Source organism: Actinomadura sp. NPDC023710, from assembly GCF_040639875.1.
In the GTDB taxonomy this organism is placed as follows: domain Bacteria; phylum Actinomycetota; class Actinomycetes; order Streptosporangiales; family Streptosporangiaceae; genus Spirillospora; species Spirillospora citrea.
Genome location: NZ_JBFAGB010000028.1, coordinates 76,150 through 99,275 on the forward strand (window position 1 = coordinate 76,150; position 23,126 = coordinate 99,275).

Consider the following 23,126-nt stretch of genomic DNA (forward strand, 5'->3'; position numbering starts at 1 on the left):
CCGCGCGGGGGAGAGCGCGCTCACGCCTTGTCCTTCTCCCCGGCCGCGCGCTCCCCGGCGGCGCGGTCGCGCTCGGCGAGCCTGGCCAGGCGCGCGTTGTAGGCGGCGAGCTCGTCGTCCTCGGGGCGCCCCCCGGCCTTCGCGGCCCGGTCGGCCTTGCGGTCCATGCGCCGCGCCTGCCGCTGGTCGTGGAAGTACCACTGGAAGGCCAGCACGATCAGGACGATGAACGTCGGCACCTCGCCGAAGCCCCACGCGATGGCGCCGCCGGTGTGCTGGTCGTGCAGGATCGTGGTGCCCCACGGTGGGTCGACCGCGGTGTACCAGCCGCGCGCGAGCGCCTGGCTCATGTTCATCAGGGCGATGCCGAAGAAAGCGTGGAACGGCATCGTGACGAACAGCAGCAGGAGGCGGGCCGGATAGGGCAGCTTGCGCGGCGCCGGGTCGACGCCGAGCAGCACCCAGAAGAAAAGGGAGCCGCTGGCCAGGAAGTGGACGGTCATCGCGATGTGGCCGAGATGGTTGCGCATCGCGGTCTCGAACAGCGGCGTGAAGTACAGGACGAACGTGCTCACCACGAAGATGAGCGTGGCGACCGCGGGATGGGCGATGACCGCGAGGTACCGGCTGTGCAGCACCGCGGTGAGCCACTCGCGCGGGCCGCGGTCGCCGCGCACGCGGGCGGGCTTGAGCGCCCGCAGCGCCAGCGTCACCGGCGCGCCGACGACCAGGAAGATCGGCGTCAGCATGTTCAGCACCATGTGCTGCGCCATGTGCACGCTGAACAGGATCGGCGCGTACCTGGCGACGCCGGTCTGGGTGACGGCCACGATCGTCAGGAGCCCGATGAGCCAGGACGCGGTGCGCCCCCAGGACCAGGAGTCGCCGCGCCGCCGCAGCCGGACGACGGCGGCGAGGTAGAGCCCGCCGAGGACGACGACGAGGGCGGCGAAGAACAGGTCGAACTGCCCCAGCGTCAGCAGCCGCACCGGGGTGACCTGCGGGGGCATGGCGTAGCCGAGCAGCGACTCGACCGCGGACTCCGGCTCGGCCGGCGCGGGCGGCGCGGTCCGGGCCAGCGCGACGGCCAGGCCCATGGTGGCGCCCATCACGGCGGCCTCGACGGACGCGAACCGGGCGAACATCCCCGGCCTGCCGTCCGCCACCGCGGGCAGCGTCCGGGTCCGGTGCCACCAGCCGAACCAGCCGAGCAGGCAGAATGCGATGATCTTGCCGAGCGCGAGCCGCCCGTAGTCGGTCTCGACCATCTCCCGCGGGTCCGGCAGCCGGGCGATCACGTTCACCAGGCCGCTGGCGCCGACGGTGACGTAGCACCACGCGGCCATCCGGCTGAACCGCTCCGCCACGAGCGGCAGCCGGTCGCGGCGCAGCAGCGCGTGGGCGCAGACGACGGCGAGCCCGCCGACCCACGGGGCGACCGCGGCGACGTGCAGGGCGACGCCGGTCGTCGCGGTGGAGTGGTTGGCGGCCGAGGCCGAGTGCCCGGTGAGCGGCGCGGGCAGCAGCGCGATCCCGGCCAGGGCGAGCAGCCCGAACGCGGCGGCGGGCGTGGTGGTGGTGCGGGCCAGCAGCGCCACCACGACGGCGAGCAGCACCACGATCATGAGGGCGGTGCCCTGCGGCAGCGAGCCGACATAACTGCTCAGCTCGCTGCCGGTGAGGACGTCGCCGACCGGCTGGCCGAGCACGTCCGCGACGGTGAACACCAGCGTGGCCGCCGCGGCGGCGGCCCAGGCCGCAGCGATCCAGGAGGCGGCGTTCAGGTAGCCGACGGCGTCCCCGGACAACCGCGGCGCGGCGCGCCCGCCCTCGACGGGAAGGAACGCGGCCGCGGCGAGCAGGGCGCCGACGGTCAGCGCGGAGAGCAGGTCCATCGCCGCCCGGGAGACCGGCAGCCCCCACCGGGTGAGGGCGCCCGCGTCGCCGAGGCCGGGGATGACCTTCTCGGTGACCGAGCCACCGAGGACGAGCCCGGCCACCAGCAGGGCGGCGCACGCGGCCAGGGCGGCCGCCCCCGCCCACCAGACGGCCAGGCTCCCCCTACTCACCGCCGGATGCCGCCGGGTGCTTGCGCTTGGCGCGGAACACGATGACCACCCCGATGCCGACGCCGACGAGCAGGCCCGCGATGATCAGCACCCACAGGAGCATCCCGGAGCCGGAGTCCTCCTCGGCCGCGGTCTGCTGCTGGTCGGCCTTGAGCGGCTGCTCGTCGGTGTTGGCGGCCGGGCCCGTCTGCTCCTCGGCGCCGACCCCGCCGGCGGAGGGGGCGGACGAGGCGGCCGGCGGGGCGCCGTTCCCGGTCACGCTGAACGCCAGGTCGTCGCCCTCGATCGGGTGCCCGTCCTCGCCGACGACCCGGTAGGCGACCGTGTAGGAGCCGGCGGGCAGCGGGCCGGACAGCTTCTGCGTGACCTTGGTCCCGGCGCGCTCGGCCGCGCCCGCCTGGAACTCCTTCTTCTTCCCGTCGCTGACGACGACCTTCGCCACGCTGATCTTGTCGCTGAAGACCAGCGTGACCTCGGTGACCGCGTCCGCCGCCTTGCCCTTCTCGGGCGTGCTGCCGACCAGCTTCGTGTGCGCCATCGCGGGCGGCGCGGTGGCGGCGCCGAAGGCGAGCGCGGCTGCGGCGATCAGAGCGAGGCGGCGCAGGGGCCGGCGGGACTTGAGCATGTTCATGGAGGGCCGGGTTCTCTAGGTGAGTCGAAGGGCTCCGTCTACCCTACTGAGCCCGCCACCATGACACGTCCCGGGTCGCGCGAGGGCGCGAACCGGGAGAAACGCCGCCGGTCAGTTGCACCCGCAGTCGCAGTCGCAGCAGTCGCACGAGTCGCAGCAATCACAGCAGTCGCAGCAGCCGGAGCAGTCGCCGCAGCCTCCGTCGCAGCCGTCGCAGCCGTCGGCGTGCCGGGTGCACCAGCAGCGGTCGCCGCACGAGTCCCCGTGGTGATCGCTCCACTCGGGCTGGAAGATCCCGCAGCTGACGCAGACCAGCGTCCCGGTGAAGCACGGGATCGGCCAGCCGGGGCGCGGGGGCCTGGGCCCCCGCCTGGCCAGGTTCGCGGGGGCGGCGAAGGCGCTCTCGACCGAGCGGCCCGCCTCGCGTTCCAGCAGGGCCCGGACGAGGCGCGGCCTCTCCATCTCCAGTTCGGCGAGCGCGAGCCGCAGCCCGTGGAGCGCGCCGTCGGCGTGCCGGCGCGCCTCGTCGAGGGTGGTCCCGGTGGCGAGGAGCGGGTTGTACGCGCCCGCCGCCTCGTCCTCGGCGAGGTCCTCGACGGCGTCGATGAGGTGGGCGAGGCGCCCGAAGAAGCGGCCCGCCTCGGCGAGCGTCTCGGCGTTGCCCTCCCTGCCCGCGAGGACGGCCGTGTGCGCGAACACCGCGGCGACGGCGGTCTCGGTGGGCTCGGTCAGGTCGAGGAGCCCGAGGCCGGGGGCCGCTTCCAGGAGCGGCTGCCGGGCGACCGCGTCGCGCAGCGCCGCCGGGTCGAACCCGACGGCGGCGCCCGTGCGGCCGCCCGCGGCGTCCCACCGGTCGGCCATCCGCCCGGCCGCGGCGGCGACGAGCCGCCGTGCGTACGGCCCGTCGCCGTCGGCCACGTGGTCGCGGGTCTTGCCGGCGGCGAGCAGCAGGGACGCGGCCGCGGCGAGCTGCGCGCCCTGCGCCCGCGCGGTGACGACCTCGGCGGTCTTCATCCCGCGCAGGGCGCACGGCCCGGCCTTGCGGCGCGGCGACAGCTCCGGCGCCTGCGCCTCCACCAGCACCGACACCAGCAGGCCGTCGTAGTTGGTGACGAGCCGCGCGGCCTGGCCGTGCTCGGCCCGCAGCGTCAGGCACAGCCCGCACAGGTGGGCCATCCAGTCCTTGAACAGGGACCCGCACAGAACATGGCGGCAGGGTCGAACAACACCGAACACGAACAACTCCCCCATCTCACGCCGATCGCAGCATTATTCATGGACGCGGCGGAGCGCGGAACGGTTCGGCCGGAACGGTCCGATCAGACCCCCACGCAGGTCAGGGCGCGGCGGTAGGCGGCCATGCGGGGCCCGTCGGAGGTCCCCGTCCCGGCCAGCACCTCGGCGAGGTCGAACCACGCCTGGGCGGCCTCCCGGGAGGACTCCATCTCCTCCAGGCAGGTCGCGGCCCGGGTCAGCACCTCGACCGCGTGGTCGTGCCGGCCGAGCCGCACCGACGCCTCGCCGAGCACGGTCAGGGCACCGGCGGTGGCGCGGCGAGGGGCGTCCCCGAGCAGGTCCAGAGCCTCCTCGGCGAGCGCCACCGCCTCGGCGGGACGGCCGAGCGCGGTCTCGGCGCGGGCCAGCTCCGTCAGGCACCAGGCCACGTCGATCTCGCCGGAGGAGCTGGCGCTGATCTCGCCGCGCACCCGGGCGAGCAGCTCGCGGGCGCGGGCGGCCTGGTCGGGCTTGGCCCGCAGCAGCAGGCCGGCGTAGATGACGCGGAGCCGGTTGAGGTTGCGGGGGTCCTCGCCGTCGCCGGCCAGCATCAGGGCCCGCTCGGCGAGCGCGACGCCGTCGTCGTACTCGCCGCGGATCTCCGCGACGTAGGCGGCCTCCCAGTAGGCGACCATGCGGGCGCGGGGGCTGCCGATCCGCTCGGCCCGCTCGACGAGCTGGGCGGCCAGCTGGCGGGCCCGGACGAGGTCGCCGCGCTCGATGAACGCCGACAGCAGCGCCGCGCCGAGGTCCACGGCGGCGTCGGTGGAGTCGGCGCCGGTGGCGACGAGGTGCCGCAGCGCGGTCTCGGCGGCCTCCACGCCCGCGCTGATGTCGCCGCGCTCGCGAAGGCAGCGGCTCAGCGCGACGTGCACCTTGGCCCAGTGGTCGAGGTCGGCCTCGGCGGACGCCTGCTCGGTCAGCGCCGTCAGCTCGGCGATCGCCTCCTCCAGCTCGCCCGCGGCCTCCAGCGCGAGCGCGTGGCCCCAGCGGGCCTGGTGCAGCATCTCGGGCAGCGCGACCGCGTCGGCGCTCGCGAGCACCTCGGCGAACCGGGCCCGCGCCTCGGCCGCCGCGCCGTTGCTGAGCGCGATCTCGGCGTAGTCGAGGGTGACGCGCAGCTCGTCCACGACGTCCTCGCTGACGCCGCTGACGAGGTAGGTCGCCGAGCAGTTCAGCTTCGCCGCCAGCAGGTCGACGACGCTCGGGGCCGGCACCCGCTTGTCGCTCTCGATCAGCGAGATGTAGCTGTCGGACAGCTCGGGGAAGGCGAGCTGCGCCTGGCTCACGCCCTGCCGGATCCGCAGAGCGCGAATCCGCTGCCCCAGTGTCTCGCGATCCATCGTGTGACCACCGCCTACAAGGTGCTCGCCGCGCGCAGGGCGAGGAAGAAATCGACTCGGTCTTCAAGTCTGCCGAGATCCCGGCCGGTGAGGTCCTCGATTCGCCGGATTCGGTACCGAAGCGTGTTCACATGGACGTGCAGCCGCGTCGCGGTGCGGTTCCAGGAACCCGAGCAGGACAGGAAGACCTCCAGCGTGTGCACGAGATCGGCCTGCCTGGTGGTGTCGTACTCCTCCAGGGGGCCGAGCATCCGCGCGCGGAACGACGACCGCGTCCGCTCCGGGACGGACGCCAGCAGCCACGCGTAGGAGTCCAGGGCCGTCACCCCGGCGGAGTCTCGCATTCGCACCAGGGCAGGCTATAGGTGACGCATCGCCCCCGTCACGCTGCGAAGGCCGGGAATCACGTCCCGGCAACTCCCCTCCGCGGATCCCGCGGACCTCTCCGGGGTCCCGGACGGTTACCCTGTGCACGCCGTTTCCGAACACCATGCTGCTGAAAGCGGAGCGCCCGTCATGTCCAAGACCACGGCCGGACCGGCCGACGATTCACCACCGGCGAGCGGGCGCGGGCCGCTGGAGCGGCTGTTCGAACTCACCGCACGCGGCACCACCGTCCCGCGCGAGCTGCGCGGCGGCGTGACCACGTTCTTCGCGATGGCCTACATCATCCTGCTGAACCCGCTCATCCTCGGCGGGGCGAAGGACGTCACCGGGGCGACCCTGTCGATCCCTCAGCTCACCACGATGACGGCGCTGTCCGCCGCGGTCACCACCGTGATCATGGGCCTGGTCGGGAACGCGCCGCTGGCGCTCGCCGCGGGCCTCGGCATCAACGCGGTCGTGGCCTTCCAGGCCGCACCGGTGATGACCTGGCCGCAGGCGATGGGCCTCGTGGTGATCGAGGGCGCGGTCATCGTGCTGCTGGCGGTCACCGGCGTCCGCGAGCGGATCATGAACTCGATCCCGCTGGCGCTCAAGCACGCGATCGCGGTCGGGATCGGCGCGTTCATCGCGCTGGTCGGCCTCTACGACTCCGGGTTCGTCACCTCCAGCGCCACCAGCCCGCCGCTGTCCCTCGGCACCGGCGGGCGGCTGGAGACGTGGCCCACGCTGGTGTTCGCGGCGACCCTGCTGCTGATGATCGTCCTTTACGTGCGGCGGGTGCCCGGCGCGATCCTGATCAGCATCGTCGCCGGGACGGTCGGGGCCGTGGTCATCCAGGAGAACGCCTCCGTCAAGCAGGGCGGCTGGGGGGTGGTCACCCCGGACATGCCCGACAAGCTGTTCGCCGCCCCGGACTTCGGGCTGTTCGGGGAGATCTCCCTGTTCGGCGGGTTCGGCCGGGCCGGGGTCATCACCGCGCTGGTCGTCCTGTTCACGCTGGTGCTGTCGGGGTTCTTCGACGCGATGGGCACGATCCTCGGGATCAGCGACGAGGCGGGCCTGGTGAGCGAGAAGGGCGAGGTTCCGCGGCTCGGCCGGATCCTGTCGGTGGACGGGCTGTCCGCCGCGTTCGGCGGCCTCACCAGCTCCTCGGCGAACACGGTGTTCGTCGAGTCGGCGGCGGGCGTCGGCGAGGGCGCCCGCACGGGCCTGGCCAACATCGCCACGGGCGCGCTGTTCGCGGTGACGCTGTTCCTCACCCCGCTGGCGGCGACCGTCCCCGCACAGGCCGCGGCGCCCGCGCTGGTCGTGGTCGGCGCGCTGATGATGACCCAGGTCGCCAAGATCGACTGGACCGACCTGGAGATCACGATCCCGGCGTTCCTCACCATCGTGCTGATGCCGTTCACCTTCTCGATCACCACCGGCCTGGGCATGGGCATCGTCGGCTACGTGGTCATCAAGGCCAGCCGCGGGAAGCTGCGCGAGATCTCCCCCGCCCTCTGGATCGTGGCGGCCCTGTTCGTGGCCTTCTTCGCCATCCACCCCATCGAGGAGTGGCTCGGCGTCGCCTGAGCCCGCACGACCGCCCGCGCGCGGGCGACCCCGGGGAAACACGGACGCACGGTGACCACTCCGCGACAGAACTCGCCCGTTTGTAGGTCTCGGAGGCGGTTGCGGGTGTCAAATAGTGCCGGCATGACGTAAGCAGAAGGTAGGGCCTTACCCCCCGGCGTGAAAGGCGTGGCTGTGGCGTCCCCGGACTCTCCCTCCCACCCGTCCCCGCCAGGTCACGTCCTGCTGGCGCCTGACAGGTTCCCGGGAGCGCTGACCGCGGCGCGGGCCGCGCGGCATCTCGCCGCCGGGCTGCGCCGCGCACGCCCCGGCGTCGCGCTGGTGGAGCTGCCCGTGGCCGACGGCGGCGACGGCACCGTCGAGGCCGCCGTGGCGGCCGGGTGGCGGCGCGTCGAGGTCGAGGTGTGCGGGCCGACCGGCCGTCCGGTGACGGCGCGGCTGGCGCTGAACGGCGACAGCGCGGTGGTCGAGCTGGCGGAGGCGTCCGGGCTGCGGCGGCTGCCCGGCGGCAGGCCGCGCCCGCTCACCGCCTCCAGCGTCGGGACGGGGCAGCTGCTCGCGCACGCCGTCCGGCTCGGCGCGCGGCGGATCGTCCTCGGCCTCGGCGGCGGCGCGTGCACCGACGGCGGCGCGGGCCTCGTCCAGGGGCTCGGCGGGCGGCTGCTGGACGCGCTCGGCAAGGACCTGCCGCCCGGCGGCGCGGCGCTGCGCTCGCTGCACGCCCTCGACCTGCGCGGCCTGCCCGACATGTCGGGCATCGAGGTGGTGGTGGCGGGCGACTCGGCCGGGCCGCTGCTCGGCCGCACCGGCGCCGCCGCGGTGGACGGACCGCGCCGCGGCGCGAACCGCGACGAGGTGCGGCTGCTGGACGCGGGCCTGCGCCGCTGGGCCGACCTGGCCGAGGCGGCGGCCCGCAAGGCGGCCCGCGACCTGCCCGGCGCCGGGACGGCGGGCGGCGTCGGGTTCGCCGCGTTCACCTTCCTCGGCGCGACGATCGAGCCCGGCCCGGCCCTGATGCTCGACCTGCTGGGCTTCGCCGCGAAGGCGCGCGGGGCGCGCCTGGTCGTCACCGGGGAGGGCGTCCTGGACACCCGGTCGCTGCGCGGCAGCGCGCCGGTGCACGTCGCCCGCGCCGCCGCGCGCGCGGGCGCGCCGGTCGTCGCGGTGGCCGGCCGCCGGAGCCTCACCGGCGAGCAGCTGCGCAAGGCCCGGATCCAGGCGGCGTACGCGCTGGCCGACATCGAGCCGGACGACGAGCGCCGCGTCCGCCGCGCGGGCCCGCTGCTGGAGCAGTTGACGGTCGCGATCGCCGACGAATGGCTCCCCCCGGGCCCCCCGTAGCCCGGACCGCTCCAACGGCCGCGCTCCCCGGGCGGCCTTGAGGCGCTCTTTACACTGTGTCATCGAAAGGGCCGATGCCTTGGCACAGTGCGCATAGCCGGGCCTCGTCCCCGCCCCGCACGCTGGAGGCGTACGTCCTGGTCAGCGTTGACGGAGGAGCTCCCGGTGAAGATCGGTGTCCCACGCGAGGTCAAGAACCACGAATACCGGGTGGCGATCACCCCGGCGGGGGCGCACGAGCTCACCCGGCACGGCCACGAGGTGTTCGTCGAGCGCGGCGCCGGGACCGGCTCGGCGATCCCCGACGACGACTTCGCCGCCGCGGGCGCCAAGCTCCTCGACGGCCCGGACGAGGTCTGGGCCGAGGGCGAGCTGATCCTCAAGGTGAAGGAGCCGGTCGCGCCCGAGTACCACCGGATGCGCCAGGGCCAGATCCTGTTCACCTACCTGCACCTGGCCGCGTCCCGCGAGTGCACCGACGCACTCCTGGCGGCCGGCGTCACCGCGATCGCCTACGAGACCGTCCAGCTCCCGGACCGCTCCCTGCCGCTGCTCGCCCCCATGTCCGAGGTCGCCGGACGGCTCGCGCCGCAGGTCGGCGCCTACAACCTGATGTCGTTCAACGGGGGCCGCGGCGTCCTGCCCGGAGGCGTGCCCGGCGTCGCGCCCGCCAAGGTCGTCGTCATCGGCGGCGGCGTGTCCGGCCTCAACGCCGCGCAGATCGCCGTCGGCATGGGCGCGGACGTCACCGTGCTGGACGTCGACGTGGACCGGCTGCGCGAGATCGACGCCGTCTACCAGGGCCGCCTGCGGACGCTGGTGTCCAGCGCGTACACGGTCGAGCAGGAGGCCCTCGCCGCCGACCTCGTCATCGGCGCCGTGCTCATCCCCGGCGCGCGGGCGCCCAAGCTGATCTCCAACGAGCTGGTGGCCCGGATGAAGACCGGTTCGGTGCTGGTGGACATCGCCATCGACCAGGGCGGCTGCTTCGAGGACTCCCGGCCCACCACGCACGCCGACCCCACCTACCGGGTGCACGGCTCGACGTTCTACTGCGTCGCGAACATGCCCGGCTCGGTTCCCAACACCTCCACCTACGCCCTGACCGGCGTGACGCTCCCCTACGCCGTCCAGATCGCCGACAAGGGCTGGCGGCAGGCCCTGCACGCCGACGCCGCCCTCGCCCGCGGCCTCAACGCCCACGCCGGCGCGCTCGTCTACGACCACGTCGCCGAGGCCCACGGCCTCCCCCGCACGCCCCTCACCTCGATCCTCGGCTGACGGCCTCCCCCGTCCTGTCACCCGTTCCGGGGTTCTTCGAGGGCGGTCCGCCGGGTAGACAGCGGGGCATGGGTGAACTGATCCTGGTGCGGCACGGGGAGACCGAGTGGAGCCGGGCGCGGCGGCACACCGGGCGGACGGACCTGCCGCTGACCCCGAGGGGCGAGGAGCAGGCCCGCGCGCTGCGCGGCGCGCTGGACGGGCGGACCTTCGCGCGGACGCTGGTCAGCCCCGCGGAGCGGGCGCGGCGGACGGCCGAACTCGCCGGGCTGCGGACGGACGAGATCGACCCCGACCTGTGGGAGTGGGACTACGGCGGCTACGAGGGCGTCAGCACCCGGGCGATCCGCGAGGAGCGGCCGGGCTGGTTCCTGTGGGACGACGGGGTCGTCCCGGGCGACGCCGCCCATCCGGGCGAGACCGTCGAGCAGGTCGGCGAGCGGGCGGACGCGGTCCTCGCGCGGGCGCGGCCGCTGCTCGCCGGCGGCGACGTCGCGCTGGTCGCGCACGGCCACGTCCTGCGGGTGCTGACGGCGCGGTGGCTGGGCCTGGAGCCCGCGCGGGGGCGGCTGTTCGCGCTGGACACCGGGACCGTGTCGGCGCTGGGCTCCGAGCACGACCGGCCGGTCGTCAGCGCGTGGAACGTGCCCGCACCCTGAGGCCGTCCACCGCATAAGGTACCTGTTGGGGGATGTCCCCCAGGGGTACCCGGGCGAGCGCCCCCGACGGATTGCGAGGACGGAGATGGCGACCAGCGAGACCCCCACCCGCGGATACACGGCCACGAAGGACCAGCTGCAGACGCGGCTCGCCCGCATCGAGGGCCAGGTGCGCGGCATCGACCGGATGGTCGAGGAGGACCGCTACTGCATCGACATCCTCACGCAGATCAGCGCGATCCAGGCGGCGCTGGACAAGGTGGCGCTCGGCCTGCTGGACGGCCACGTCCGGCACTGCGTGGCCGAGGGCGCCGAGGAGGGCAAGGGCGAGGCGATGTCGACCGAGCTGATGGCGGCCGTCGGGCGGCTCATGCGCCGCGGCTGAGTCACCCGCCCGGGCAGCCGCTCTCGGGGCCGCGCTCCCGCGAGGCCTCCGGCTCCGCGCGCTCCATGGTCTCGACGAGGACGCGCCACCCGTGCAGGAACCGCGCCCGCTCCTCGGGGGTGAGCGTCTCCAGCGTGACCCGCAGCGGCCGCAGCCGCCGCCAGGCGAACCGCTCGGTCACCTCGCGGTGCCGCTCGCTCAGGCTGATGATCATCCGCCGGCGGTCCCGCTCGTCCGGGCGCCGCTCGACGAAGCCGCCCCGCTCCAGCTCCCCGACCAGCTGGCTCACCGTGGCCGGGCTCAGCGACATGTGCCCGGCGAGCACGCCGACCGGCACCGGGCCGTGCAGGACGAGCTGCATCAGCGCCGGGACGTGCCGGGGGCCGAGCCCCGCGGCCCGCACCTCGCCGATGAGCTCCTCGGCGTCCTCTCGCCCGCCCTTCAGACCGCGGACCAACCGGCCCAGGAGCTGGATCATCGTCTCCAGGTCGGCGTCGACCGACGCGGCGGCACCGATCCCTTCCTCGGACATATCTTGAAGTTCAACACATTTCGTGATGCACTGCAAAACGTTGAACTTCAAGGCGTTTCCCGCCTTGGCCGCCGGGACGCGGCACGACCGGGACTCGACGCGAGGGGGCCGACCATGAGCGAAAGCCCGGCCACGAGAGTGGCGCCGCCCGCGGGCGCGGGGGGCGGCGAACGGCTCGACCGGCAGACGATCGTCCTCGGCCTGGTCATCGTGTCGGGCACCCTCATGGCGATCCTCGACACCACGATCGTCAACGTCGCGCTGGAGACGCTCGGCCGCGACTTCGACACCGGCCTGTCGACGATCCAGTGGGTCATCACCGGCTACATGCTGGCGATGGGCACCGTCATCCCGCTCACCGGCTGGGCCGTCGACCGGTTCGGCGGGCGCCGGGTGTGGATGACCTCGATCGTGCTCTTCGTCCTCGGGTCGGCCCTGTCGGGCGCGGCCTGGAACATCGAGTCGCTGATCGTCTTCCGGGTGGTGCAGGGGCTCGGCGGCGGCATGCTGATGCCGACCGGCATGGCCATCCTGACGATGGCGGCCGGGCCGCGCCGGATGGGCCGGATCATGAGCATCGTCGGCGTCCCGATGCTGCTCGGGCCGGTGCTCGGCCCCGTCCTCGGGGGCTGGCTGGTCCAGGACGTCGACTGGCGCTGGATCTTCTTCGTGAACCTGCCCGTCGGCGCGCTCGCCTTCGCGCTCGCGTGGTGGAAGGTGCCGCACGCCCAGGGGGAGCACACGGCCCCCCGGATCGACCTGCGCGGGCTGCTCCTGCTGCCGCCCGGGTTCGTCCTGCTCATCTACGGCCTGTCCACGGCGAGCAGCAACGGCGGCTTCGGCCGCCCGGCCACGATCGCCTGGCTGGTCGGCGGGGTGGTCCTGATCGCGCTGTTCGCGCTGCACAGCCTGCGGCGCCGCGGACGGGCGCTGATCGACGTGCGGCTGTTCGCCGACCGGACGTTCGCGACCGCCGCCGTCGCCGTGTTCTTCGTCGGCATCGCGCTGATGGGCTCGATGCTGCTGATCCCGCTGTACTACCAGACCGCCCGCGGCGAGGGGGCGTTCGCGGCCGGGCTGCTGCTCGCCCCGCAGGGCCTCGGCGCCGCGACCGCGATGCCGCTCGCCGGGGTGGTCACCGACAAGCTCGGCGCCGGGCGGATCGTCCCGGTCGGCATCGTCGTCCTGGTGCTCGGCACCATCCCGTTCGCGACGGTCGGGGCGGACACCTCCTACTGGCTGCTCGGCGGCGCCCTCTACGTGCGGGGCCTCGGGCTCGGCTGCACCATGATGCCCACCATGTCGGCGGCGCTGACGACGCTGAGCCGGGCGGTGGTGTCGCGCGCCAGCAGCACGCTGAACATCATCGTCCAGCTCGGCGGGTCGGTCGGCACGGCGCTGCTCGCCGTGGTCCTGTCCCGCCAGATCAGTGACCGCCTCCCGCGGGCGGCGGGCGGCGGGGGCGGCGCCGGGGGCGGCGTGGGGCAGATCCCCGAACGGGTCCGCGAGCAGCTCGCGCCCAAGCTGGCCGACGCGTTCGCGCACACGTTCTGGATCGCGCTCGTCCTCACCGCCGTGCTGATCCTGCCCGCGCTGCTGCTCCCGCGGCACGGCGCCCACGAACGCGACACCGTGCCGGACGCTCCCCCGATGGGGTGAGGCTCAGGAGGCTATCGACCAGGTGGACAGGCCCGTCTCGTGCTCGCGCGTGAGGCGCCTGGCCCGCCGGGCGTCCGGCGAGTACCGGAACCGCTCCGGGACGACCTGCGTGGTGCGGTAGAGGCCCTTCAGCGTCACCGTGGCGGCCAGGTCCGAGGTCGGCAGCCCCGGCAGCCCGTACATGCGGCGGGCCCAGCGCGGCAGCGTCGACACGACCAGCACCCCGATGCCGGGCGCAGCGATCTTGAGTGGCAGCAGCGGCCGCGGCACGGCCGGGCTGAACATGCGGCGCAGCCCTTCGCGCGCCTCCCGGCACGCCCAGATCTGCCGCCGCATGCCGGCGTAGTAGTCCCGCATCTCCGCGACGGTGGCCGGCACGTCCGCCGGGTCGAGGCCGACGACCGCGGCGGCGCGGCGCTGCTCGTCCACGAACGCGTCGGCGTCGCGGGCGGTCAGCGGCACCCCGGCGCGGCGGGCCACGTCCAGGTAGGAGTCGACCTCGCCCATGTGGACCCACAGCAGGTTCCCGGGGTCGTCGACGGGGAACGTCTCGCCGGTGCGCATGTCGAGGCCGGTCAGCTTGGAGTGCAGCCGGCGGACGCGGCGGCCCACCCGCTCGACCTCCTCGTGAGTGCCGTAGGTGCGGACGCGGACGAACTCGACCGTCCGGACGAGCCGCGACCAGGCCGCGGAGGGGTCCATGAGCTCGGAGTTCTGCGCGGTCCCCCACATCGTGCGCGGGTGCAGCGCCTGGAGCAGCAGCGCCCGGATCCCGCCGACGACCAGCACGGGCTCGCCCATGACGTGCCAGGTCACCGAGCCGGGTCCGAACAGCCCGTGGTCCACCCTCTCCTCGCTCGCCTCGTGCACCTCGACCGCCTTCCGCCGCCGCGGCCGGGCGCGCCGCCCGCGCCGCGTAATCGAAGGCTTACCCTGCCATGACGGCCGTCACACGATCAATCCCGGTCGTCCTCCGCGATCGCCTCGTCCTGCTCCTCGGGCTCGGTCTGCTCGGTGATCCAGGCGAGGTAGTCCATGCTGCCCGCCACCACGGGGGTCGCGATGATCTCCGGGGTGTCGTAGGAGTGCCCCTCGGTGATCAGGGAGGCCAGCTCGTCGAACCGGTCGGCGGAGGTCTTGAACAGCACCATCCACTCCTCCGCCGACTCGATCTCGCCCTCCCACCAGTAGGTGCTGGCGATCGGGCCCACCAGCTGCGCGCAGGCCACGAGCCGCTCGGCGACCGCCGAGCGGGCCAGCTCGGCGGCCTCGGCGCGTGAGTCGGTCGCGGTCGTCACCTGCACGTATGAGTGCGCCATGGCACGACTCCTTCCCGCTCGCCGTCCGGGCACGCCCCGGGGTAGGCAAGTGTCAACGGGCCGGACGGACGACGAGCGCGCTGCCGCCGCCCCGCCGGGTCGGTTCGGCGACGGCCTGGACGAGCCCGGGCCTCAGGAACTCCAGCCCGGTCGCGGCGCCGATCACGCCCTGCGGCGGGCCGGGGAACGGCTCCAGCCGGTGGCCGCGGGCGGCGAGGTCGCGACCGTACCGGTCGATGAACGCCTGCTCGGCGAAGACCTGCGGGGTGTTGCGCTGGGTGGCGCGCGGCGCGGCGAGCGCGGCGGGCAGGTCCATGCCGAGGTCGATGCGGTTCAGCAGGATCTGCAGCACGGTGGTGATGATCGTCGAGCCGCCGGGCGTGCCGACCGCGAGCCGCGGGCGCCCGTCCTTGAGCACCAGGGTCGGGGCCATGCTGCTGCGCGGCCGCTTGTGCGGGCCGGGCAGGTTCGGGTCGGGCGCCTGGCCGGGCGCCGGGGGCTGGAAGGAGAAGTCGGTCAGCTCGTTGTTCAGCAGGAACCCGCGCCCCGGCACGGTGATGCCGCTGCCGCCGAACTGCTCGATCGACAGCGTGTAGGACACGACGTCGCCCCACTTGTCGGCGACGACGAGGTGGGTGGTCTGCGGGCCCTCGAACGCCAGCGCCCTGGTCTGGGTGCCCGGTGGGACGCACGGCTCGTAGCGGCCGTCGGGCGAGCCGGGGGCGACCGGCGCGGGGGCGGCCTGGTCCGGCCTGATCTGGCAGGCGCGCTCGCGGGCGAACCCGGAGGACAGCAGCTCCTCCAGCGGCACGTCCACCTTGTCGGCGTCGCCGACGTAGCGGCCGCGGTCGGCGTAGGCGAGCTTGGACGCCTCCAGGTAGTAGTGCAGGGCCGTGACCGGGTCGCGCGGGTCGAGCCGGAAGTTGCCGAGGATGTTGAGCGCCTCCCCGACCGTGGAGCCGCCGGACGACGACGGCGGCATGCCGTACACGTCCGTCCCCCGGTAGGGGACGTGGGTGGGCTTGCGCGGCACCGCCCGGTAGGCGTCGAGGTCGGAGCGCTCCATGAGGCCGGGGCGGACGACGCGGGTCGCCTTCGGGTCCACCGGCGGCCTGGCGACCGTCTTGACGATCTCCTTGCCGAGCCCGCCCTCGTAGAACCAGTCCGTGCCGCGCCTCGCCAGCTCCCGGTAGGTGCCGGCGAGGTCGGGGTTGCGGAACACCGAGCCGACCTCGGGCACCTTCCCGCCGGGCAGGAACAGCTCGCGGGTCGGGACGATGTCGCGGAAGCGCGCCTCGTTCACCGCGGTCTGGTCGTGGAACTCCTGGTCGACGACGAAGCCCCGGTCCGCGACGCCGATCGCCGGGCGCAGCAGGGTGCCGAGGTCGCGGCTGCCGAAGCGGCGTAGCGCGAGGTCCCACTGGGCGAGGGTGCCGGGCACGCCGACGCCCAGGCCGCTTGTGACGGCCTGGTCGAACGGCAGCGGCCTGCCCGTCGCCGGGTCGACGAAGGAGTCCTGGCGCATCCGCTCCGGCGCGAACTCGCGGCCGTCGAGCGCGTAGACGCGGCGCGTCCTGGCGTTGTAGTAGGTGATGTAGCCGCCGCCGCCGATGGCCGACACGTACGGCTCGGTGACCCCGAGCGTCGCGGCCGACGCGACCGCCGCGTCCATCGCGTTGCCACCGCGCCTGAGGACCTCCAGGGCCGTCCGGCTGGCGTCCGGGTCGACGGTGGAGACCGCGCCGCCGAATCCGGTCGCGACCGCCTGCTTGGCCGGCGGGGCCGGGTGCCCCGGCGCGGGCCCCGTGACGGGCGCGGCGCCCGCGGCGGCGGGGACGGTGAGGGACGCGGCGACCGTCAGCGCGGCCACGGCGGCCGTGCGGCGCCGGTTGCGCGATCGCCCCGGCGGCGCCGGCGGGCGGGACGGGGACGCTTGCGAGGGCGACGAGGAGCGCAACACCGGACCTCCAGACGAACGCGGCGCCCCTACGTTGTCACCGATCTTCAACCCGCGCCAGCGTCCGCACCGGCCGACCCCGGTCGCGCCCGGTCCCGGCGGGCCCGAACGACACAAAGATCATTAAGCGCTTTCTTCATTGGAAATGAGGCGTATTCGCTCGGAACGCTCCACCGGAAAGGGATTCGGCCTCCCTGTGCCGAGCGTGAGTGAGCCGCTGCGACACGTCGCCGACCTGCGGCGCTTGGCAGGATCCGACAACCGCCTGACCGCACTAATCACCCACAAAACGTTGCTATTTTGCTCATACCTGGTGAATTCTTAGGGACTTCAGCAAGCCGTCACCTCGCGATCAGCGGCGCGGGTTCAGGCCTGGGGGACCACCTATGACCTTGGACATGCGCATGCGCAACAACATGTTCCGCCGGCTGCCGGTCGAGCAGGCGACCGGCAGGCTCTATGGCGGCCGGCATCGGCTCCGCGTGGTCTACCGGACCCGCGATCTCGTCGTGCTCGGACTCGGCGTCATGATCGGATCCGGCATCTTCAAGATCGCCGGCGAGCAGGCGTCCTCCACGGCGGGGCCCGGCGTGCTCGTGTCGTTCCTCATCGCGGGCGGCGTGTGCGTGCTGGCGGCGCTCGCCTTCGCCGAGCTCTCCTCGATCATCCCGGTCGCGGGCAGCGCCTACTCCTTCGCCTACGTCGCGTTCGGCGAGGTCTGGGCGTGGGTCGTCGGCTGGGCCCTGATCATGGAACTGCTGCTGGCCGCGTCGGTGCTCGCCCGGGTCTGGTCCCTCTACGCGACGCAGGCGCTGCACGACTTCGGGGTGCCGATCCCGAGCGGGCTCGGCGACCTGATCGGCCAGCAGAAGGGACCGGACGTGTTCGCGCTCGGCATCCTGCTGCTGGTCGTCCTGATGCTCGCCGGCGGCAGCCGGATGAGCCTGAAGTCGCTGTGGTTCATGGTGCTGGCCAAGGTCATCGTGATCGGGCTCGTGATCGCGACCGCGCTGAAGTTCTTCCACCCCGGCAACCTCACTCCCTTCCTGCCGCCCTCCCAGCCCGCGCCCGCGGGCGAGAAGACGGTGCTGGACGCCGTGCTCGGCGCGGTCGGCGGCGGCACCCCGCACGTGTTCGGGACCTGGGGCATGCTCGCGGCGGCGCCCGCGATCGCCTTCGCCTACATCGGGTTCGACCTGATCGCGACGGCCTCGGAGGAGACCGACGACGCGCCCCGCAAGGTCCCGCGCGGAATCCTCACCGCCCTGGTCATCGCGATCGTGCTGTACGCGGCCGTGGCGTTCGCGCTGGTCGGCATGATGGGGATGGACGGCATCGCCACGCTGAACCCCGACAAGCTCCTGCTCGCCGCGGCCTTCGACTCGGTCGGCGCCGGCGCGATGGGCAAGATCGTCGACGTGGGCGCGATGCTCGCGCTGACCACCGTGATCCTGGTGCTGATGATCAGCCTGACCCGGGTGGTGTTCTCCATCTCGCGCGACGGCCTGCTCCCGCGCCCCCTGGCCGCGATGAGCCGCTACAAGGTGCCGTCCCGCGCCACGCTCGTCGCCGGCGGCGCGGCGGTGGTCATGTCGCAGACGGTCGACGTGCTCACGCTGGAGCAGCTCGTCGTGATCGGCAGCCTGTTCGCGTTCCTGTTCGTCGCGGCGGCGGTGCTGGCACTGCGCCGCTCCCGGCCCGACCTGCACCGGCCCTTCCGGATGCCCGCGGCACCGCTGGTCGTCCTGCTGACGATCGTCGCGGTGGGCTGGCTGATGCTGAACCTGAACGTCCAGACCTGGGGGTACTTCGCCGTCTGGATGGCGGTCGGGCTCGTCCTGTACCTGGTCTACGGGCGCCGCAAGAGCCAGATGAAGCTCCTGCTGGACGCGCCGCCCGAACGCCCCGTCACCGCGCGGCTCGCCCCCGCTCCCCCGCCCGGCATGGCCCCGCCGCCCGGCATGGCCCCGCCGCCCGGCATGGCCCCGCCGCCCGGCCCGCGGGACGCCTACTCCTCCCCCGGGCCGTACGGGACGGGGAGCCGGCCGGCCGAGCGGCACTCCGGCGCGCCCGAGAGCTCCTACCCGACCGGCCGGTACTCGACCGGACGGCAGCCGGGCGGCCAGTTCGCCCGCGATCCCCGTTCCGGAGAGCGCGCCCCGGAGCGGTACCCCTCCGGCCAGGCCGACGATCCGTACGCGCTCGACCCGGGCGTCCCGGACCCGTACGGCCCGCGGGGCGGACGCGGCCAGAGCGGGGAGCACCAGGAACCCCCGCACGGCGGCCGGCACCGCCGCTGAGGCCGCACCGCAGAACTTCCGTTTTGTAAAGTTCCGCCGAACGCCGGGCCTGCCGAACCCGGGCCCGCTGAACGACCCAGGGCGTCGCCCCCCTCACGGGGCGGCGCCCTCGCTCGTCTCCGGAGGTACGCACTGGACAGCGCCCCCGGGTCTCGGTTATGTTCTTCTCATATCGAGATGAACTCACCTTGAGATTTACTCAGACGGAGATCGACGGGAGGCGGGCGGATGACCCCGGAGCCGAGGCGCGACGAGAGCGAGTTCCTCGCGAACTACGACCCGCGCGACTACGACCCTGTCGCCGTGACGGTGGACGTGGTCGCGCTCACCATCCGCGACGGCGCCCTCCACGTCCTGCTGGTGCGGCGGGGGAACGCCCCCTACGAGGGGATGTGGGCACTGCCCGGCGGGTTCGTCCAGGCGGGCGGCCCGCTCCAGGGCACCGACGCCGAGGACCTGCCCGACGCGGCCGTCCGGGAACTGGCCGAGGAGACCGGGCTCAGCGCCAAGGGCGGCGCGCTCGGCCGCGTCCACCTGGAGCAGCTCGGCACCTACGGCTCCCCCGGCCGCGACCCGCGGATGCGCGTCATCTCCGTCGCCTACCTGGCGTTCGCGCCCGAGCTGCCGGACCCGGAGGCGGGCGGCGACGCGGCCGACGCCGCGTGGGCGCCGGTGGACGCGCTGGGCCTGGCGGAGTCCGGGGACCAGCGGCCCGGCACCACCCGCCGGCTGGCGTTCGACCACGCGCGGATCCTGTCGGACGGGCTGGAGCGGGCCCGCGGGAAGCTGGAGTACACCCCGCTCGCCGCGGCGTTCTGCGGCGGCGAGTTCACCATCCCCGAGCTCCGCTCGGTGTACGAGGCGGTGTGGGGCGAGGAACTGCACGCCGGCAACTTCCACCGCAAGGTCTTGTCCGTCCCGGGGTTCGTGGAGAGCACCGGCGCGACGTCCGACCGCGGCGGACGGCGCGGCGGCCCGCGCCCCCGGCTCTACCGCGCCGGCGACGCCAGGCTCCTGCATCCGGCCTTGCTGCGGCCGAGCCGGGAGGAGGAGATCAGATGACCACGGCGGAACTGGACGAGGCGCTGGCTCAGCTCGACCGGGCCCGCGTTCCCGCCGACCTGTTCGGCGACGACGAGGCGGAGGCGGTGCGGCGCTACCGGCGGCTGGCCCGGCTCGTCCACCCCGACGCGGGCGGCGGCCGGACCCGGGAGGCGTTCGTCAAGCTGACCTCGCTCTGGCGCGCCCGCCACCGCGGCGACGAAACGATGATCACCACGCGCCGCCATGCGTACCGGCTGGAGGGCGACCCGATCGGCGGCGACCTCGCGGTGCTGTACGCGGCGCGCCCGGAGCCGGGCCGCGAGGTGCTGCTGAAGATGCCGCGCGACCCGGCGGACGGCGACCTGCTCGAACGAGAGGCGGTGGCGCTCCGCCAGCTTCCGAAGGACGGCGACGCCCGGTTCCTGCCGTACGTGCCGCGGCTCGTCGAGTCGTTCCGGCACCGGGACGCAGCGACCGGGACGCAGCGGCAGGTCAACGTGGTCGCCGCGCTCGACGGCTTCCACAGCCTCGCGGCGGTCAAGCGCGCCCATCCGGACGGGGTCGACCCGCGCGACGCGGCCTGGATGTGGCGTCGGCTGCTGGCCGGCCTCGGCTTCGCGCACCGCGCGGGCGTCCTGCACGGCGCGGTGCTCCCCGACCACGTGATGATCCACCCGGAGGAGCACGGCCTGGTCCTAGTCGACTGGTGCTACTCCGTCCCCGGCTGCTACGCGCACACCGACCCCTCAGGGCGCGTCCCGGCGATGGTCGACCGGTACGCCGGCTGGTACCCGCCCGAGGTGCCGGGACGGCGGCCGGCGAGCCCGGCGACCGACATCTTCATGGCCACCCGGTGCATCACCGACCTGATGGGCGACAAGGCCCCGAAGGCGATGCGCTCGTTCGCGCGCGGCTGCACGCTGCCGGCGCAGAACCGGCGCCCCGCCGACGCCTGGCGGCTGCTGGCCGAGTTCGACGAGCTGCTGGAGCGGCTCTACGGCCCGCGCCGCTTCCGCCCCTTCCACATGCCCGCCACCCGCTGAAGGAGAGAGATCATGGGAAGCGGAAACTGGTCCACCGACGTCTACGCCGCGCACGCGAGCTACCGCGCGTCCACCGGCGCCAGCGCGTTCGCCTACTCCGACGGCGGCGCCACCGCCGTCCACTCCGACCTGGACCCGCGCGGCGTGACCGCCCGGGAGAGCCGGGACTCCGCCGACCACCCCGAGTCGCTCGCGATCGGCGTGCTGTTCGACGTGACCGGCTCGATGGGGACCGTGCCGCGGACGCTGCAGGCGAAGCTCCCCGACCTGCTCGGGCTGCTGCTGCGCAAGGGGTACGTCGAGCACCCGCACATCCTGTTCGGCGCGGTCGGCGACGCGACCTGCGACCGGGCGCCGCTGCAGGTCGGGCAGTTCGAGGCCGACAACCGGATGGACGACGACCTCGGCAAGATCCTTCTCGAAGGCGGGGGCGGCGGCCAGATGCGCGAGTCCTACGAGCTGGCCATGTACTTCATGGCGCGGCACACCTCGATCGACTGCTTCGACAAGCGGGGCAAGCGCGGCTACCTGTTCATGATCGGGGACGAACTGGCCTACCCGAAGGCGAAGCGCCGCGAGATCGCCGCGGTGATCGGCGGCGAGCCGGACGAGGACGTCCCGATCGCGGAGCTCGTCCGCGAACTGCAGCGCCGGTACGACGTGTACTTCATCATCCCGGAGGGCGCCTACCACGCCGGCAACCGCGAGCTGAAGGACTTCTGGCAGGGGCTGCTCGGCCAGAACGTGCTCTACCTGGACGACCTGGACGCGGTCTGCGAGACGATCGCGCTGACGGTCGGGCTCGCCGAGGACGCCATCGACCTCGGCGAAGGGCTGGAGCACCTGGCGGAGGCGGGCTCGGACGCCGGTGCCTCGGTGTCGCGCGCGCTCGCCCGGCTGGACGCGGCCCGCGCGCCCGTCGCGGTCTCCTCGACGCCGCCCGGCCTGGACGCCTCCGGCCCGACCGCGACGACCCGGCTCTGAGCCATGGGCCACGTGATCGTCGTCGACCTCGGCTTCGGGGACGCGGGCAAGGGCACGGTCGTCGACCACCTCTGCCGCACCGCCGCGCTCCGCGCGGGGAGCCGGCCCCCCACGGGTAACAAGGTCACGGCGGTCGTGCGGTTCAACGGCGGCGCGCAGGCCGCGCACAACGTCGTCGCGCCGGACGGGCGGCACCACACGTTCGCCCAGTTCGGCTCGGGCACGTTCACGCCGGGAGTCCGGACGCACCTGTCGCGCTTCATGCTCGTCGACCCGCTGGCGCTCGCGGCCGAGGCCGAGCACCTGAGGGCGCTCGGAGTCCCCGACCCGCTCGGCCGGCTCACCGTCGACGGGGAGGCCCTGCTCACGACGCCCTACCACCGGGCCGCCAACCGCGCGCGGGAGTCGGCGCGCGGCGCGGCCCGGCACGGGTCGTGCGGCATGGGCATCGGCGAGACCGCGTCCTACGCCATGGCGCACGACGACGCGCCGCGGGCGGGCGACTGCCTGTCGCCCGCCCGGCTGCGGCGCCGCCTCGCCGCCGTCCGCGACTGGTACCGGGCGGCGTTCCCCGGCGGCGAGGACGTCCCGGACGCCGGCGCGTGCGCCGAGGCCTTCACCGCGTTCGCCGAGCGGGTGCGGATCGTCGGCCCCGGCCACCTGCCCGCTCTGCTCCGCACCGGGAACGTGGTGTTCGAGGGCGCCCAGGGGGTCCTGCTGGACGAGTGGCACGGCTTCCACCCGTACACGACGTGGTCGACGACGACGTTCGCCAACGCCGAGACGCTGCTGGCCGAGGCGGGCGCGTCCGCGACGCGACTCGGGGTGCTGCGCGCGTACGCGACGCGGCACGGCCCCGGCCCGTTCGTCACCGAGGACCCGGCGCTGACCGCGGACCTCCCGGACCGGCACAACGGCACGGGACGCTGGCAGGGCGCGTTCCGCGTCGGCCACCTCGACGCCGTGGCGCTCCGGTACGCGCTGGAGGTGACGGGCGGCGTGGACGGCCTGGCGGTCACGCACCTGGACGTAGCAGGGGCACGTCCAGACCTGCGTGTCTGCCACTCCTACGAGATGGACGGCGAACGGGTCGGGCGCCTGGAGACGGGGCCGCCCGACCTGGACCGCCAGGCCGCCCTCACCCGCCGCCTCCTGACGGCGCGCCCCGTGTACGCCCCGCTCGGCCGCCCGGTGGAGACGATCGAGGCCGCGCTGGGCGCGCCCGTCGTCCTGCGCTCCCACGGCCCCGCCTCGACCGATAAGCGGTCTGACCACTTCTGGACACCCATTGACCTGAGCGTGCGCTGAGACCAAGATCCCGCTAACGCCGCGGCTCTTCCGG

19 protein-coding genes and 1 pseudogene are annotated in these 23,126 nt (G+C 74.0%); 11 read left to right on the forward strand and 9 right to left on the reverse strand.

Annotation, left to right across the window (positions count from 1 at the left end; translation table 11 throughout):
• Positions 1–20 precede the first annotated feature (20 nt).
• The 5 genes and pseudogenes from AB0H37_RS29180 to AB0H37_RS29200 form a co-directional block, all read right to left on the reverse strand.
• Positions 21–2,069: a cytochrome c oxidase assembly protein gene (locus AB0H37_RS29180; RefSeq protein WP_329093469.1), complete on the reverse strand. Its 2,049-nt coding sequence runs from the start codon at positions 2,067–2,069 to the stop codon at positions 21–23.
• Complete coding sequence (locus tag AB0H37_RS29185; protein WP_329093470.1) at positions 2,062–2,700, reverse strand: copper resistance protein CopC; 639 nt, start codon at positions 2,698–2,700, stop codon at positions 2,062–2,064. The genes AB0H37_RS29180 and AB0H37_RS29185 overlap by 8 nt, the downstream gene beginning before the upstream one ends.
• A gap of 111 nt (positions 2,701–2,811) precedes the next feature.
• Positions 2,812–3,936 (reverse strand): DUF5685 family protein, encoded by a 1,125-nt coding sequence (locus tag AB0H37_RS29190; RefSeq protein ID WP_360616401.1) that lies wholly within the window; start codon positions 3,934–3,936, stop codon positions 2,812–2,814.
• Positions 3,937–4,019: 83 nt separating this feature from the next.
• Positions 4,020–5,318, reverse strand: a complete 1,299-nt coding sequence (locus AB0H37_RS29195) for a tetratricopeptide repeat protein (protein WP_360616402.1) — start codon at positions 5,316–5,318, stop codon at positions 4,020–4,022.
• 14 nt (positions 5,319–5,332) lie between these two features.
• Positions 5,333–5,635: pseudogene (locus tag AB0H37_RS29200) on the reverse strand (helix-turn-helix domain-containing protein); the annotation flags it as partial.
• Between the two features lie 199 nt (positions 5,636–5,834).
• Here AB0H37_RS29200 and AB0H37_RS29205 point away from each other — a divergent pair.
• The 5 genes from AB0H37_RS29205 (at position 5,835) to AB0H37_RS29225 (ending at position 10,946) form a co-directional block, all read left to right on the forward strand.
• Entirely contained in the window at positions 5,835–7,280 is a 1,446-nt protein-coding gene (locus tag AB0H37_RS29205; protein ID WP_329093474.1) for an NCS2 family permease, read from the forward strand.
• A gap of 174 nt (positions 7,281–7,454) precedes the next feature.
• Positions 7,455–8,621, forward strand: coding sequence for a glycerate kinase (locus tag AB0H37_RS29210; RefSeq protein ID WP_360616403.1), 1,167 nt, complete (start codon positions 7,455–7,457; stop codon positions 8,619–8,621).
• A gap of 165 nt (positions 8,622–8,786) precedes the next feature.
• Positions 8,787–9,902, forward strand: coding sequence for an alanine dehydrogenase (gene ald / locus AB0H37_RS29215; protein ID WP_179833664.1), 1,116 nt, complete (start codon positions 8,787–8,789; stop codon positions 9,900–9,902).
• A 68-nt stretch (positions 9,903–9,970) separates the two neighbouring features.
• Positions 9,971–10,561 carry a histidine phosphatase family protein gene (locus AB0H37_RS29220; RefSeq protein WP_329093478.1) on the forward strand — a complete coding sequence of 197 codons (591 nt, stop codon included), beginning with the start codon at positions 9,971–9,973 and terminating at the stop codon, positions 10,559–10,561.
• An 85-nt stretch (positions 10,562–10,646) separates the two neighbouring features.
• Positions 10,647–10,946, forward strand: a complete 300-nt coding sequence (locus AB0H37_RS29225) for a metal-sensitive transcriptional regulator (RefSeq protein WP_179833662.1) — start codon at positions 10,647–10,649, stop codon at positions 10,944–10,946.
• Position 10,947: 1 nt separating this feature from the next.
• On the opposite strand, the gene AB0H37_RS29230 is transcribed toward AB0H37_RS29225, so the two are convergent.
• Positions 10,948–11,478, reverse strand: a complete 531-nt coding sequence (locus AB0H37_RS29230) for a MarR family transcriptional regulator (RefSeq protein WP_329093480.1) — start codon at positions 11,476–11,478, stop codon at positions 10,948–10,950.
• A 114-nt stretch (positions 11,479–11,592) separates the two neighbouring features.
• Between AB0H37_RS29230 and AB0H37_RS29235 the strand changes: the two genes are divergently transcribed.
• Positions 11,593–13,137 (forward strand): MDR family MFS transporter, encoded by a 1,545-nt coding sequence (locus AB0H37_RS29235; protein WP_360616404.1) that lies wholly within the window; start codon positions 11,593–11,595, stop codon positions 13,135–13,137.
• Positions 13,138–13,140: 3 nt separating this feature from the next.
• Here the strand turns inward: AB0H37_RS29235 and AB0H37_RS29240 are convergent, their stop codons facing one another.
• The 3 genes from AB0H37_RS29240 to ggt form a co-directional block, all read right to left on the reverse strand.
• Entirely contained in the window at positions 13,141–14,007 is an 867-nt protein-coding gene (locus AB0H37_RS29240) for an oxygenase MpaB family protein (protein WP_360616405.1), read from the reverse strand.
• A gap of 86 nt (positions 14,008–14,093) precedes the next feature.
• A complete protein-coding gene (cutA, locus tag AB0H37_RS29245; protein ID WP_179833660.1) occupies positions 14,094–14,456 on the reverse strand; it encodes a divalent-cation tolerance protein CutA in 363 nt (120 codons plus the stop codon).
• Between the two features lie 52 nt (positions 14,457–14,508).
• Positions 14,509–16,416: a gamma-glutamyltransferase gene (gene ggt, locus AB0H37_RS29250; protein ID WP_360616406.1), complete on the reverse strand. Its 1,908-nt coding sequence runs from the start codon at positions 16,414–16,416 to the stop codon at positions 14,509–14,511.
• A gap of 383 nt (positions 16,417–16,799) precedes the next feature.
• Here ggt and AB0H37_RS29255 point away from each other — a divergent pair, with 383 nt between their 5' ends.
• From AB0H37_RS29255 to AB0H37_RS29275, 5 genes are all read left to right on the forward strand, one after another.
• Positions 16,800–18,713 carry an amino acid permease gene (locus AB0H37_RS29255; protein ID WP_360616407.1) on the forward strand — a complete coding sequence of 638 codons (1,914 nt, stop codon included), beginning with the start codon at positions 16,800–16,802 and terminating at the stop codon, positions 18,711–18,713.
• Positions 18,714–18,941: 228 nt separating this feature from the next.
• Positions 18,942–19,775 carry an NUDIX hydrolase gene (locus tag AB0H37_RS29260; RefSeq protein WP_179833659.1) on the forward strand — a complete coding sequence of 278 codons (834 nt, stop codon included), beginning with the start codon at positions 18,942–18,944 and terminating at the stop codon, positions 19,773–19,775.
• The gene (locus AB0H37_RS29265) at positions 19,772–20,800 is read left to right on the forward strand and encodes a molecular chaperone DnaJ (protein WP_360616408.1); all 1,029 of its coding nucleotides are present in this window, start codon (positions 19,772–19,774) and stop codon (positions 20,798–20,800) included. The genes AB0H37_RS29260 and AB0H37_RS29265 overlap by 4 nt, the downstream gene beginning before the upstream one ends.
• Positions 20,801–20,812: 12 nt before the next feature.
• Positions 20,813–21,784 carry a hypothetical protein gene (locus tag AB0H37_RS29270; RefSeq protein ID WP_360616409.1) on the forward strand — a complete coding sequence of 324 codons (972 nt, stop codon included), beginning with the start codon at positions 20,813–20,815 and terminating at the stop codon, positions 21,782–21,784.
• 3 nt (positions 21,785–21,787) lie between these two features.
• Positions 21,788–23,092 (forward strand): adenylosuccinate synthetase, encoded by a 1,305-nt coding sequence (locus tag AB0H37_RS29275; protein WP_360616410.1) that lies wholly within the window; start codon positions 21,788–21,790, stop codon positions 23,090–23,092.
• The last annotated feature ends 34 nt before the right edge of the window (positions 23,093–23,126 follow it).